Genomic DNA, 12972 nt, shown 5'->3' on the forward strand with positions numbered 1-12972 from the left:
CCCCGCTACGACATCCCGTCCCGTCGCGTGAGCAGCCACGGCTCGACCACGCCCAGCCCACGCACCGGCCGCTGCCACATCGGCTGGAGTGCGAAGCGGTACGTCGGCGGCTCCTCGCCCTCCTTCTCCGCGGCCGCCGCGGCCTCGGCCGCCGCCGCCTCGGAGGCGGGGGCCTCGCCGATGCGGATCAGCTCCTCGGCGAACGCGCTGTCGACCAGGACCGCGTCCCGTGGAGCTATCGACGTCAACCGGGAGGCCAGGTTCACCGTCGTACCGAACACATCACCCATTCGGGTGGTCACCGTGCCGAAGGCGATGCCCACCCGCAGCTCGGGCAGCGTCTCGTCGTTCGCCAGGGTCTCGACGAGCCGCAGCGCGATCTCCGCCGCGACCCCCGCGTCGTCCGCGGCGTACAGCACCTCGTCGCCCAGCGTCTTGATCAGCCGCCCGCCCCGCGCGGCCACCAGGTCGGCCGCGGTGGTCTCGAAGGCCTCGACGAGTTCGCCGAGCTCCTCCTCTTCCAGGCGGCGGGTCAGGCGGGTGAAGCCGACCAGGTCCCCGAAGCCGACGGCCAGGCGGCGGTCGACCATCTCCTCGTCGTCGGCGGCCTGCACGACCCGCCCGGTCGCGGCGGCGAGCTGGCGCCGCCAGACGTAGACGAGGAACTCCTCCAGTTCCGGCAGGAGCAGCTCGATGATCGGATAGGTCACCTCGGTGCGCGTCATGCCGGGCTCGGGGGGCTCGGTCAGGCCCTCCAGGAAGGAATCCATCTGCCACTCGGCCAGCCGGGCCGTGGTCTGCCCGGTGGACCGGGCGACCTGCACGGCCATCGCCTCGCTGAGCAGTCCCGCCTCGACCAGACCGGCCAGGCGGCGCAGCGCCAGGACGTCCGCCTCGGTGAGCGCCTTGGCCTGGCCTATGTCGGCGAAGCCCATCGCCCGCCAGAAGCGGGACGCCAGCTCCATGGACACACCGGCGCTGCGGGCCGCCTGGAACGGCGTGTAGCGCCGCTCGGCGCCCAGGATGAGCTGTTCGAGCCGCAGGGCGAGCGGGTCCTCGCCGGAGTCGGCGCCCTGCGGGTCCCTACCGGAGCCCGTGTCGTCGACGGTCACGCCTGCTGCCCTTCCGATCTGCCGCGGTCAGATATCGACCGGCCCCAACTTTACGTCAGCTGTGCCCCAGGTCACTCCTGCCTGCATCGCGGCTAAACGCCCCTCAAGTGCACGATGTCGCCGGCGCCGACCGGCTCCTGCACGCCCTTCTCCGTCGCCAGCACCAGCCGCCCGTCCCCGTCCACCGCGACCGCCTCTCCGATGATCGTCCGGTCTCCGGGCAGTTCGGCCCGCACCACCCTCCCCAGCGTCGCGCACCCGGCGGCATACGTCTCCTGCAAGCCACTGGACGCCGCGTCACCGCCGGCCGTCCGCCACCGCCGGTACCACTCCTCCAGCGACCGCAGTACGGCCCTCAGCAGCGGGTCCCGGTCCGTGTTCACGGCCCCGGCCAGCACCAGCGAGCCCGCCGTGGGCACCGGCAGTTCGTTCTCGCGGAGCGTGACGTTGATGCCGACGCCGATCACCACGCCGTCGTCCGCCGCCCGCTCGGCCAGGATGCCGCCGGCCTTGCGTTCCTCGCCGCCGACGGTCACCAGCAGGTCGTTGGGCCACTTGAGTGCCGTATCGACGCCCGCCGCCCGGGACAGGCCCGTCGCCACGGCGACGCCGGTGAGCAGCGGCAACCAGCCCCAGTGGGTCACCGGCACCTCCGTGGGGCGCAGCAGGACGGAGAAGAACAGGCCGGAGCGCGGCGGAGCGGTCCACTCGCGGTCCAGCCGGCCGCGCCCGGCGGTCTGCTCCTCCGCGACCAGCACCGCCCCCTCGGCCAGGCCCTTGGCGGCCCGGGCCACCAGGTCGGAGTTGGTGGAACCGGTGCGCTGCACCACGTGCACCTCGGACCACAGCCCGCCTGCCCGCACGAGCGCCTTGCGCAGCGCCGCGGCGTTCAGGGGCGGCCGCTCCAGATCGGTCCAGCGGTTGTTCGGCTCTGATGCATCTCGGGGCGTCATGCAAGCCACCCTAGGTGTGGTAAACGCCGCACTGCTGATCGGTAGGCCCCCCACTACGCTACGGATGAGTAACCGTCCCCCCTTTTGAGCAGGCAGGGAGCCGCATCCCGATGTCCGAGCCGGAAGAGCGTCAAGAGCGTCACGAGATCGACATCCACACTACCGCGGGCAAGCTCGCGGATCTCCAGCGCCGCATCGAGGAAGCGACGCACGCCGGCTCCGCTCGCGCGGTCGAGAAGCAGCACGCGAAGGGCAAGCTGACGGCCCGTGAGCGGATCACGCTGCTGCTCGACGAGGGCTCCTTCGTGGAGTTGGACGAGTTCGCCCGGCACCGCTCCACCAACTTCGGCCTGGAGCAGAACCGCCCCTACGGAGACGGTGTGGTGACCGGCTACGGCACCGTCGACGGCCGTCCCGTCGCCGTCTTCTCGCAGGACTTCACCGTGTTCGGCGGTGCGCTCGGCGAGGTCTACGGGCAGAAGATCGTCAAGGTGATGGACTTCGCGCTGAAGACCGGCTGCCCCGTCATCGGCATCAACGACTCCGGCGGCGCCCGCATCCAGGAGGGGGTGGCCTCCCTCGGGGCGTACGGCGAGATCTTCCGCCGCAACACCCACGCCAGCGGTGTCATCCCGCAGATCTCCCTCGTCGTGGGCCCCTGCGCGGGCGGTGCGGTCTACTCCCCGGCCATCACCGACTTCACGATCATGGTCGACCAGACGTCGCACATGTTCATCACCGGTCCGGACGTCATCAAGACCGTCACCGGTGAGGACGTCGGCTTCGAGGAGCTGGGCGGCGCCCGCACCCACAACTCCGCCTCCGGCGTGGCCCACCACATGGCCGGGGACGAGAAGGACGCCATCGAGTACGTCAAGCAGCTGCTGTCGTACCTGCCGTCCAACAACCTCAGCGAGCCCCCGGCGTTCCCGGAGGAGGCGGACCTCGCCCTCAGCGACGAGGACCGTGAGCTGGACACGCTGGTCCCGGACAGCGCGAACCAGCCCTACGACATGCGCACGGTGATCGAACACGTCCTGGACGACGCCGAGTTCTTCGAGACGCAGCCGCTGTTCGCGCCGAACATCATCACCGGCTTCGGGCGCGTGGAGGGCCGCCCGGTCGGCCTGGTCGCCAACCAGCCGATGCAGTTCGCGGGCTGCCTGGACATCGCCGCCAGCGAGAAGGCGGCGCGGTTCGTCCGGACGTGCGACGCGTTCAACGTCCCGGTGATCACCTTCGTCGACGTCCCCGGCTTCCTGCCCGGCGTCGACCAGGAGCACGACGGCATCATCCGGCGCGGCGCCAAGCTGATCTACGCGTACGCCGAGGCCACCGTCCCGCTCATCACCGTCATCACCCGCAAGGCCTTCGGCGGCGCCTACGACGTCATGGGCTCCAAGCACCTGGGCGCCGACCTCAACCTGGCCTGGCCGACCGCGCAGATCGCCGTGATGGGCGCCCAGGGCGCCGTGAACATCCTGCACCGCCGCACCATCGCCGAGGCGGAGGACACAGGAGAAGGAGAGGCGACCCGGGCGCGGCTCATCCAGGAGTACGAGGACCATCTCCTCAACCCCTACATCGCGGCCGAGCGCGGCTACGTCGACGCGGTGATCATGCCGTCGGACACCCGCCGCCACATCGTGCGCGGCCTGCGTCAGCTGCGCACCAAGCGGGAATCCCTGCCCCCGAAGAAGCACGGCAACATCCCCCTGTAAGGAGCCGCTGTGACGATCAGAGTCGTACGGGGCAACCCGACCCCCGAGGAGCTGGCCGCCGCCCTGGCGGTGGTCCGGGCCCGCGCCGCGGCGGCATCGGCCGTGCCGCCCGGCGCACCCGGCCCGCGGGACTCCTGGTCCGACCCGGCCCGCCTCGCCGGCCGGCGTGTGCCCCAGCCGGGGCCGACGGCGTGGGCGCGTACCTACTGGCCGGCCTGAAGCACGTCCGCGACGGCTTCGGCCATCACCTCGTAGCCCGCGTCGTCCGCGTGCAGGTGATCGCCGAAGTCGTACGCCGGGTGCGGCCGGTCCGGGTCCGCCGGATCGGCCGATGTGGCGGTCGGTGCCGGGAGTGGAGCCGAAGCCGTCGGTGAGCGAGTCGCCGAAGAGAGCGATCCCGTCGGTGCGCCCGGCGTCCACCTCGACGGCGGTCACGAAGTACCACCGTGACGCTGCACTTGGACGCGGTCGCCGACCCCGCAACCTTCCACGCCCGGGCCTTCACCACCAGCTACCGACCGACGCGAGCGCGCCCACCGCGAGGTCCACGACTTCGCTCAGCAGCTGCCCGCGCCCCACCGTGGCGCCCGCCAGCCGCACGGGTGAGGTGCCGTACGTGTTCGACAGCCGCACGCGCAGCCGGTCGCCGCCCGCCGTCAGCCGCATGACCTGACGCAGCGACTGACGCCAGAAGCCCTCCCTTCGGTTAATGGAACCCAGGACCCGTTTATTCAAAACTTGAGTACGCGTACTCAGGCGCCGCCCGGCGCCGCCGACTGACGATCGAAGGCATGCTGTGGTCCGACCCGGAGAACGAGCCGCCGAAGGAACTGCGCGACGCGCAGGAGATGTTGCGGCGGCTGGGCGTTCTCATGGCGCTGGCCGTGGTGCTCACGATGATCGTGCTCGGGCTGGGATGAGCCGTTCGGAGTACGCCGATACTCTGGCCGCATGACTGATCAGCCGCGCCGCCGCCTCGTGCTCGCCTCCCAGTCCCCCGCCCGGCTCGGGCTGCTGCGGCAGGCCGGGCTCGACCCCGAGGTGGTCGTGAGCGGCGTCGACGAGGACGCCGTGACCGCACCCACGCCCGCCGAGCTGGCGCTCGCCCTCGCCGAGGCGAAGGCCTCCGTCGTGGCCGCCCGGCCCGACGTCAAGGGCGCCCTGGTGATCGGCTGCGACTCGGTGCTCGACCTGGACGGCGAGGCGCTCGGCAAGCCGGCCGACGCCGAGGAGGCCACCGCGCGCTGGAAGGCGATGCGCGGCCGCGCCGGGACGCTCCAGACGGGCCACTGCGTCTACGACACGCTGAGCGGGCGGTACGCGTCCGCGACCGCCTCCACGGTGGTCCATTTCGGTGACCCCACCGACGAGGAGATCGCCGCGTACGTCGCCTCCGGCGAGCCCCTCTACGTCGCCGGGGCCTTCACCCTGGACGGCCGCTCGGCGCCGTTCATCGACGGCATCGACGGCGACCACGGCAATGTGATCGGCATCAGCCTGCCCCTGGTACGGCGGCTGCTGGCCGAGCTGGGCGTGGGCATCACGGAGCTGTGGGCGCCGGCGGAGGGCTGACCGGGCCGTCGGTGACCGGGGCGTCGCCGTCCGTGCCGTCCTGGGGCTTCCCGGACGCGGGCCGCTGCTGACCGTCGTACGTCATCAGGAGCAGTACGACGAGGCCCATCACCACCATCATGAACAGGAACGCGTACCGGCCCACCAGCCCCCAGGTGACGGCGCCCAGCACGCCGTGCACCACGGCCGCACTGATCAGCAGAACGCGGCCGAGGCCGGCCGGGGTGCGGTCGCGCACGGCGACCAGGAGGGCGATCAGCCCGCACAGGGCGAAGTAGAGCCCGAAGGCCACGCCGCCGATCTTCGAGGACAGGGACATCACGTCCGGGTCGAGGCCCGCCAGGGACATGTCCTGGTTGTCGACCACCACCCCCATGAACCACTGCAGTGCCGCGATGCCGAACGCCTCGGCGAAGAGCACCAGCGCCACGATCCACGCCACCGGCCTGCGCACCACCGGTCCCCACCCACTTTCGAACCGCCGCACCGCCACAGGGTGCCGTTACCCCGAGTACGTTCGAATACATCGCGAACGCTACTAACGGGTAAACCGCGGGACAAGGGTTCGGCCGCGAGCAAAGAATCATTGGGCCATTCGTAGGGACTCGACAAAGAATCGGAGTGGGCCGCAGCACGCTCTCACAGAGACCTTGACCACACAGGACGGCTAGGGTTTTCCGGAGGAGTCCTGCGTACCGCGCCGCGACAAGGGATTTCGTGGGTCGAGCGAGCCTCGCATCACGCTCCGTGTGGGCAAGCTCACCATTGGGGACGGGTCGAAGTGCCGTGTCGGCAGTCCCTAAACTCGGCTTGTTTCAAGGAGGGAGCCTCAATCGTGCGCAAGGTGCTCATCGCCAACCGTGGCGAAATCGCTGTCCGCGTAGCCCGGGCCTGCCGGGACGCCGGGATCGCGAGCGTGGCCGTCTACGCCGACCCGGACCGGGACGCTCTGCATGTCCGCGCCGCGGATGAGGCGTTCGCCCTGGGTGGTGACACCCCCGCCACCAGCTACCTCGACATCGAGAAGGTCCTGAAGGCCGCCCGCGAGTCCGGGGCGGACGCCATCCATCCGGGTTACGGCTTCCTGTCGGAGAACGCCGAGTTCGCCCAGGCGGTCCTGGACGCCGGGCTGATCTGGATCGGCCCGCCGCCGCAGGCCATCCGCGACCTGGGTGACAAGGTGGCGGCCCGGCACATCGCCCAGCGCGCGGGCGCCCCGCTCGTCGCCGGTACGCCCGATCCGGTGAGCGGCGCCGAGGAGGTCGTCGCCTTCGCTCAGGAGCACGGGCTGCCGATCGCCATCAAGGCCGCGTTCGGCGGCGGTGGCCGTGGCCTGAAGGTCGCCCGGACCCTCGAAGAGGTACCCGAGCTGTACGACTCGGCGGTCCGCGAGGCCGTCGCCGCGTTCGGCCGGGGTGAGTGCTTCGTCGAGCGGTACCTGGACAAGCCCCGGCACGTCGAGACCCAGTGCCTGGCCGACCAGCACGGCAACGTCGTCGTCGTCTCCACCCGTGACTGCTCGCTCCAGCGCCGCCACCAGAAGCTGGTCGAGGAGGCCCCGGCGCCGTTCCTGTCGGAGGCCCAGGTCGCCGAGCTGTACCGGGCGTCGAAGGCCATCCTGAAGGAGGCCGGATACGTCGGCGCCGGTACCGTCGAGTTCCTGGTCGGCCTCGACGGCACGATCTCCTTCCTGGAGGTCAACACCCGCCTCCAGGTGGAGCACCCGGTCACCGAGGAGGTCGCCGGGATCGACCTCGTCCGCGAGATGTTCCGCATCGCCGACGGCGAGGAGCTGGGCTACGACGACCCGCCGCTGCGCGGTCACTCGTTCGAGTTCCGCATCAACGGCGAGGACCCGGGCCGTAACTTCCTCCCGGCCCCCGGCACCGTCACCACGTTCGCCCCGCCGTCCGGGCCGGGCGTCCGGCTGGACGCGGGCGTGGAGTCCGGCAGCGTGATCGGCCCCGCCTGGGACTCGCTGCTCGCCAAGCTGATCGTCAGCGGCCGCACCCGCAAGGAGGCCCTGCAGCGGGCCGCGCGGGCGCTGGAGGAGTTCCAGGTCGAGGGCATGGCGACGGCCATCCCGTTCCACCGGGCGGTCGTCAGGGACCCGGCGTTCGCGCCCGAGCTCACCGGCTCCACCGACCCGTTCACGGTCCACACCCGCTGGATCGAGACCGAGTTCGTCAACGAGATCAAGCCCTTCACCGCCCCCACCGATCTGGAGGCGGAGGAGGAGCCGGGCCGCGAGACGGTCGTCGTCGAGGTCGGCGGCAAGCGCCTGGAGGTCTCCCTCCCGTCCTCCCTCGGCATGTCCCTGGCCCGCACCGGCCTCGCCGCCGGCGCCAAGCCGAAGCGCCGCGCCGCGAAGAAGTCCGGCCCGGTCGCGTCCGGCGACACCCTCGCCTCGCCGATGCAGGGCACCATCGTCAAGATCGCCGTGGAGGAGGGTCAGGCCGTCAAGGAGGGCGACCTGGTCGTCGTCCTGGAGGCGATGAAGATGGAGCAGCCCCTCAACGCCCACAAGACCGGCACCATCAAGGGCCTGAGCGCGGAGGTCGGCGCGTCGATCACGTCGGGCGCGGTGATCTGCGAGATCAAGGACTGACGGCAGATCGTGCGACGTACGTTCCCCGCGCCCACCCAAAGGGGCGCGGGGAACTGCGCGAGCAACCACAGACGACCGGCACTCGCGCACACATCCCAGCCCCTACAGAGACTGACGGCATACCTGCGACACACGTTCCGGTGCCCACCCAAAGGGGCGCGGGGAACTGCGCGAGCAACCGCGAACAATCCGCACTCGCACTCACACCCCAACCCCTACGGCGAACAGGCGCCCGGACCCACCGGCGCGCGCAGCCTAACGGCGCCGCAGATCGGCCACCCTGGCCCGCTCGCCGCCCGGTGCCTGCTCGCCGAGGACGGCCGCCGTACGCAGCGGCGATCCGGGCCCCGGAACCTGGCCGCGCCGGGGGCCCGGGAGGGCCACGTCCCGGCGCTGCTGGCGCGTCGGAGCCCCCTCACCGCCCGCGTTCCCGGCGTTTCCCGAGGCTCCCGTCCCGGCCACGGCGATCTGCACGCCCTGGTCGGCCAGCGCCTGCAGTTCGGTGGCGGCACGGTCGTCGTGGGCCGGCGGCTCGTCCGTCACGAGGCGGGTGATCACATCGGTCGGGACGGTCTGGAACATCGTGTCCGTGCCGAGCTTGGTGTGGTCCGCGAGGACCACGACCTCCGCGGCGGCCTGGACGAGGGCCCGGTCGACGGATGCCGAGAGCATGTTGGACGTGGACAGACCGCGTTCGGCGGTCAGGCCGCTTCCGGAGAGGAAGGCCCGGGACACCCGCAGGCCCTGGAGGGACTGTTCCGCTCCCGATCCCACGAGGGCGTAGTTGGAACCGCGGAGCGTGCCGCCGGTCATCACGACCTCCACCCGGTTGGCGTGGGCCAGGGCCTGCGCCACGAGGAGGGAATTGGTGACGACGGTCAGGCCGGGGACCCGGGCGAGCCGGCGGGCCAGCTCCTGGGTGGTCGTACCGGCCCCGACCACGATGGCCTCGCCCTCCTCCACGAAGTTCGCGGCGAGGTCGGCGATGGCGGTCTTCTCGGCGGTCGCGAGATGTGACTTTTGCGGAAAGCCGGATTCCCGCGTGAATCCGCCCGGCAATACCGCACCGCCGTGCCGGCGGTCGAGGAGTCCTTCTGCCTCCAGTGCGCGCACGTCCCGCCGTACGGTCACTTCGGAGGTCTGGACGACGCGGGCGAGCTCACGGAGCGACACGGCCCCGTTCGCTCGCACCATTTCGAGGATCAACTGGCGACGTTCTGCAGCGAACACGAAACTGACAGTAACCCCAACGACCGTCTGCTTTCAGCAGTTTGCGCCGAATAACAGAAGTTGTTCGCACACAACAGCGGGAAGTGGTATAGGAGCCTACTCCCGCCGCTTATGCCGAACGCATGGTCGGCAACTCCCCGTGACCAGCGAGGAATCGCTTTCCGTCGCCGGAACGGTCAGGCCTCGGCGGTCGCCTTCCGGGTGTGGAGCTGCCGGGCCACCTCCGCGATCGACCCCGAAAGGGAGGGATAAACGGTGAACGCGTTCGCGATCTGTTCGACCGTCAGATTGTTGTCGACGGCGATCGAGATCGGATGGATGAGCTCGGACGCGCGCGGCGACACCACCACACCGCCCACCACGATCCCCGTACCCGGACGGCAGAAGATCTTGACGAAGCCGTCCCGGATGCCCTGCATCTTCGCGCGCGGGTTGCGCAGCAGCGGCAGCTTCACCACCCGGGCGTCGATGACCCCGCCGTCGACGTCGGCCTGGGAGTAGCCGACGGTGGCGATCTCCGGATCGGTGAAGACGTTGGAGGAGACGGTCTTCAGGTTCAGCGGGGCCACCGCGTCGCCGAGGAAGTGGTACATGGCGATACGGCCCTGCATGGCCGCCACCGACGCGAGCGCGAAGATGCCGGTGACGTCACCGGCGGCGTACACGCCGGGAGCGCTCGTGCGCGAGACCTTGTCGGTCCAGATGTGCCCGGAGTCCTTCAGCCGGACCCCGGCCTCCTCCAGCCCCATGCCCTCGGTGTTCGGGATGGCGCCGACGGCCATCAGGCAGTGCGACCCGGTGATGACCCGCCCGTCGGAGAGGGTGACCTCGACCCGGTCCCCGACCCGCTTGGCGGAGGCGGCCCGCGACCGCGCCATGACGTTCATGCCGCGCCGCCGGAACACGTCCTCCAGGACAGCCGCGGCATCCGGGTCCTCACCCGGCAGCACCCGGTCCCGGGACGACACCAGCGTGACCTTGGACCCGAGCGCCTGATAGGCACCCGCGAACTCGGCACCGGTCACACCCGACCCGACCACGATCAGCTCCTCGGGGAGCTCGTCGAGGTCGTACACCTGGGTCCAGTTCAGAATCCGCTCACCGTCGGGCTTGGCGTCGGGCAGCTCCCGAGGATGCCCACCGGTGGCGATGAGCACGGCGTCGGCGGTGAGCGTCTCCTCGCTCCCGTCCGCGGCCCGCACCACGACCTTCCGTGACCCGTCGAGGGCCTGCATGCCCTCCAGCCGCCCACGCCCGCGCATCACCCGCGCGCCGGCCCGCGTCACCGCCGCGGTGATGTCGTGCGACTGGGCGAGCGCGAGCCGCTTCACCCGGCGGTTGACCTTCCCCAGGTCCACCCCGATGATCCGGGCGGCCATCTCGTCCGGCGGCGTGTCGTCCGCGACGATGATGCCGAGCTCCTCGTAGGAGGAGTCGAAGTTGGTCATCACCTCGGCCGTGGCGATCAGCGTCTTCGACGGCACGCAGTCGGTCAGCACCGACGCTCCGCCCAGACCGTCGCAATCGACGACGGTCACCTCCGCACCGAGTTGGGCGGCCACCAGCGCCGCTTCGTATCCGCCGGGTCCGCCACCGATGATCACGATCCGAGTCACGTACCCCATTGTCCCGCACCCATCAATGTGCGACCGCCCGGGGGGCTCGCCCGAGCTACCACAGGTACCCGTGACACGAAAGTGGCAGGCGAGCCGACTGCCGTACCCTCGATCCATGTCGCTCTACGCCGCCTACGCCGGCAATCTCGACGCGCGGCTGATGTCCCGCCGCGCCCCGCACTCGCCGATGCGAGCCACGGGGTGGCTGAACGGCTGGCGGCTGACGTTCGGCGGCGAGCACATGGGCTGGGAGGGCGCGCTCGCGACGCTCGTCGAGGACCCGATGTCCCAGGTCTTCGTCGCGCTCTACGACATCGCACCCATGGACGAGGAGTCACTCGACCGATGGGTCGGCGCCGGCCTCGACGTCTATCGCCGCCTCCGCGTCCGCGTCCACACCCTCGACGGCGAGGAACCGGCCTGGGTGTACGTCCTGAACGGCTACGAGGGCGGCCTCCCGTCGGCCCGCTACCTGGGCGAGATCGCCGACGCGGCAGAATCGGCCGGCGCGCCGCACGATTACGTGATGGAGCTACGAAAGCGGCCCTGCTGACACAGACCGGCTCCTAGACTTGGCAGACCGTCGCCCCGAACGGGAGATCGCATGGCCCCCACCACGTACGACGTCTTCTTCACGGTGCAGGCCGCCGAGGCCCGTGACCGGCTCGACGACCGGCAGCGCACCGCGTTCGACAAGGGCATCGCCATGCTGGCCCGCGACCCCTTCCTGTCGGTGTCGCGCCCCATAAGCTCCACCGGTGACGACCGTACGATCCGGCTGACGCAGAACATCCTGGTGGAGTACACGGTCAGCCGTGGCCGACTGCTGATCTTCATCGTCGAGGTCTTCAACGACAAGGACGTCCTCATCCCGGACGAGTAACGCCCTCCACCGCGATCGTTTCGTCGGAAACGACAAGACAACGATCGCACTCCCGTGACCTCCGTCATCTACGCGCGTAGGACCAAACCGGCTACCCTCATCCGCGTGAACGCATCTCTTCTTCCGGACGACATCCAGGGCGACCCCTACGCCGCCGCCGACGCCGCCGCCGCCCGCCTGCGCGAACTCACCGGCGCCGAGTCCCACGACGTCGCTCTCGTGATGGGCTCCGGCTGGGCACCGGCCGTGGACGCGCTGGGCGCCCCCGACGCCGAGTTCCAGGTCACCGAGCTCCCCGGCTTCCCGCCGCCGGCGGTCGAAGGGCACGGCGGCAAGATCCGCACGTACCGGATCGGCGACAAGCGCGCCCTGGTCTTCCTCGGCCGCACCCACTACTACGAGGGCCGAGGAGTGGCAGCCGTAGCCCACGGCGTGCGCACCGCCGTAGCGGCCGGCAGCAAGACCATCATCCTCACCAACGGCTGCGGCGGCCTGCGCGAGGGCATGCGTCCCGGCCAGCCGGTCCTGATCAGCGACCACATCAACCTCACGGCGACCTCCCCCATCGTCGGCGCCAACTTCGTCGACCTCACCGACCTCTACTCCCCCCGCCTGCGCGCCCTGTGCAAGGAGATCGACCCCACCCTGGAGGAGGGCGTCTACGCCCAGTTCCCCGGCCCGCACTACGAGACGCCGGCCGAGATCCGCATGGCCCGCGTGATCGGCGCGGACCTGGTGGGCATGTCGACGGTCCTGGAGGCGATCGCCGCACGCGAGGCGGGCGCGGAGGTCCTGGGCATCTCCCTCGTCACCAACCTCGCCGCCGGCATGACCGGAGAGCCGCTGAACCACGAGGAGGTCCTCCAGGCAGGCCGCGACTCGGCGACGCGGATGGGCTCCCTCTTGGCCCGGGTCCTGGGACGGCTGTAACCCACCCGGCGTAGCGGCTGCCCCCGGAACTTACGCAACCCGCCACAACGGGTGCAGCTGGCTGGGCAGCCACGCGGGCGACGGTCCCGCCCTCGGCCACCGTGTCGGACTACGGTCGGGCCCACGGCGCCGCACTCGCGCACGGCGGGAAGGGGCCGTGTCGGGGGGTGTCCGCCCGCAGCGGTTGGCGCGTCAAGACGGGCGAGTTGGTAAGAGACCGAGTCGCGCCGTTCCGAGGACGGACACCCCCCGGCGCGGCCCCGACGACAACCCGTACCGGAGGCGCTACAGCAAGCCCCACTCAGCCGAGCAGGCCGCCGCAGGCAAAAGTGCCCCGCCACCACAAC

14 protein-coding genes and 1 pseudogene are annotated in these 12972 nt (G+C 70.8%); 8 read left to right on the forward strand and 7 right to left on the reverse strand.

The window, feature by feature from the left end:
- Positions 1-5 precede the first annotated feature (5 nt).
- Together HJD23_RS14760 and HJD23_RS14765 are read right to left on the reverse strand one after the other, a co-directional pair.
- Positions 6-1112: an adenylate/guanylate cyclase domain-containing protein gene (locus HJD23_RS14760; RefSeq protein WP_171118374.1), complete on the reverse strand. Its 1107-nt coding sequence runs from the start codon at positions 1110-1112 to the stop codon at positions 6-8.
- Between the two features lie 92 nt (positions 1113-1204).
- Positions 1205-2065 carry a biotin--[acetyl-CoA-carboxylase] ligase gene (locus HJD23_RS14765; RefSeq protein WP_171118376.1) on the reverse strand — a complete coding sequence of 287 codons (861 nt, stop codon included), beginning with the start codon at positions 2063-2065 and terminating at the stop codon, positions 1205-1207.
- Between the two features lie 110 nt (positions 2066-2175).
- Here HJD23_RS14765 and HJD23_RS14770 point away from each other — a divergent pair, with 110 nt between their 5' ends.
- Together HJD23_RS14770 and HJD23_RS14775 are read left to right on the forward strand one after the other, a co-directional pair.
- Positions 2176-3786: an acyl-CoA carboxylase subunit beta gene (locus HJD23_RS14770; protein WP_171118379.1), complete on the forward strand. Its 1611-nt coding sequence runs from the start codon at positions 2176-2178 to the stop codon at positions 3784-3786.
- A 9-nt stretch (positions 3787-3795) separates the two neighbouring features.
- Positions 3796-4005, forward strand: coding sequence for an acyl-CoA carboxylase epsilon subunit (locus HJD23_RS14775; RefSeq protein WP_171118381.1), 210 nt, complete (start codon positions 3796-3798; stop codon positions 4003-4005).
- Here the strand turns inward: HJD23_RS14775 and HJD23_RS43795 are convergent.
- Positions 3990-4115 (reverse strand): annotated as a pseudogene (locus tag HJD23_RS43795) (SGNH/GDSL hydrolase family protein); the annotation flags it as partial. The gene HJD23_RS14775 and the pseudogene HJD23_RS43795 overlap by 16 nt on opposite strands.
- Positions 4116-4287: 172 nt before the next feature.
- Positions 4288-4452: a hypothetical protein gene (locus HJD23_RS14780; RefSeq protein ID WP_240981028.1), complete on the reverse strand. Its 165-nt coding sequence runs from the start codon at positions 4450-4452 to the stop codon at positions 4288-4290.
- A gap of 125 nt (positions 4453-4577) precedes the next feature.
- Between HJD23_RS14780 and HJD23_RS44725 the strand changes: the two genes are divergently transcribed.
- On the forward strand, positions 4578-4706 hold the full coding sequence (locus HJD23_RS44725) for a hypothetical protein (RefSeq protein WP_141310337.1): 129 nt from the start codon (positions 4578-4580) through the stop codon (positions 4704-4706).
- Positions 4707-4737: 31 nt separating this feature from the next.
- A complete protein-coding gene (locus tag HJD23_RS14785) occupies positions 4738-5358 on the forward strand; it encodes a nucleoside triphosphate pyrophosphatase (RefSeq protein WP_171118383.1) in 621 nt (206 codons plus the stop codon).
- Here the strand turns inward: HJD23_RS14785 and HJD23_RS14790 are convergent.
- Complete coding sequence (locus HJD23_RS14790; RefSeq protein ID WP_240980710.1) at positions 5327-5845, reverse strand: hypothetical protein; 519 nt, start codon at positions 5843-5845, stop codon at positions 5327-5329. The two genes, HJD23_RS14785 and HJD23_RS14790, sit on opposite strands and share 32 nt — an antisense overlap.
- Before the next feature lie 348 nt (positions 5846-6193).
- Between HJD23_RS14790 and HJD23_RS14795 the strand changes: the two genes are divergently transcribed.
- Positions 6194-7966, forward strand: a complete 1773-nt coding sequence (locus HJD23_RS14795; protein ID WP_171134028.1) for a biotin carboxylase N-terminal domain-containing protein — start codon at positions 6194-6196, stop codon at positions 7964-7966.
- Positions 7967-8221: 255 nt separating this feature from the next.
- On the opposite strand, the gene HJD23_RS14800 is transcribed toward HJD23_RS14795, so the two are convergent.
- The gene (locus HJD23_RS14800; protein ID WP_171107491.1) at positions 8222-9196 is read right to left on the reverse strand and encodes a DeoR/GlpR family DNA-binding transcription regulator; all 975 of its coding nucleotides are present in this window, start codon (positions 9194-9196) and stop codon (positions 8222-8224) included.
- 176 nt (positions 9197-9372) lie between these two features.
- A complete protein-coding gene (locus HJD23_RS14805) occupies positions 9373-10821 on the reverse strand; it encodes an NAD(P)H-quinone dehydrogenase (protein ID WP_171107489.1) in 1449 nt (482 codons plus the stop codon).
- A gap of 106 nt (positions 10822-10927) precedes the next feature.
- Here HJD23_RS14805 and HJD23_RS14810 point away from each other — a divergent pair, with 106 nt between their 5' ends.
- The 3 genes from HJD23_RS14810 to HJD23_RS14820 all read left to right on the forward strand — a co-directional run bounded on the left by HJD23_RS14810 (position 10928) and on the right by HJD23_RS14820 (position 12625).
- On the forward strand, positions 10928-11365 hold the full coding sequence (locus HJD23_RS14810) for a gamma-glutamylcyclotransferase (RefSeq protein WP_171107487.1): 438 nt from the start codon (positions 10928-10930) through the stop codon (positions 11363-11365).
- Positions 11366-11416: 51 nt separating this feature from the next.
- Positions 11417-11695, forward strand: a complete 279-nt coding sequence (locus tag HJD23_RS14815) for a hypothetical protein (RefSeq protein WP_171107484.1) — start codon at positions 11417-11419, stop codon at positions 11693-11695.
- A 105-nt stretch (positions 11696-11800) separates the two neighbouring features.
- A complete protein-coding gene (locus HJD23_RS14820) occupies positions 11801-12625 on the forward strand; it encodes a purine-nucleoside phosphorylase (RefSeq protein ID WP_171107482.1) in 825 nt (274 codons plus the stop codon).
- The last annotated feature ends 347 nt before the right edge of the window (positions 12626-12972 follow it).

It is taken from the genome of Streptomyces sp. Z423-1, from assembly GCF_013009255.1.
In the GTDB taxonomy this organism is placed as follows: domain Bacteria; phylum Actinomycetota; class Actinomycetes; order Streptomycetales; family Streptomycetaceae; genus Streptomyces; species Streptomyces gossypiisoli.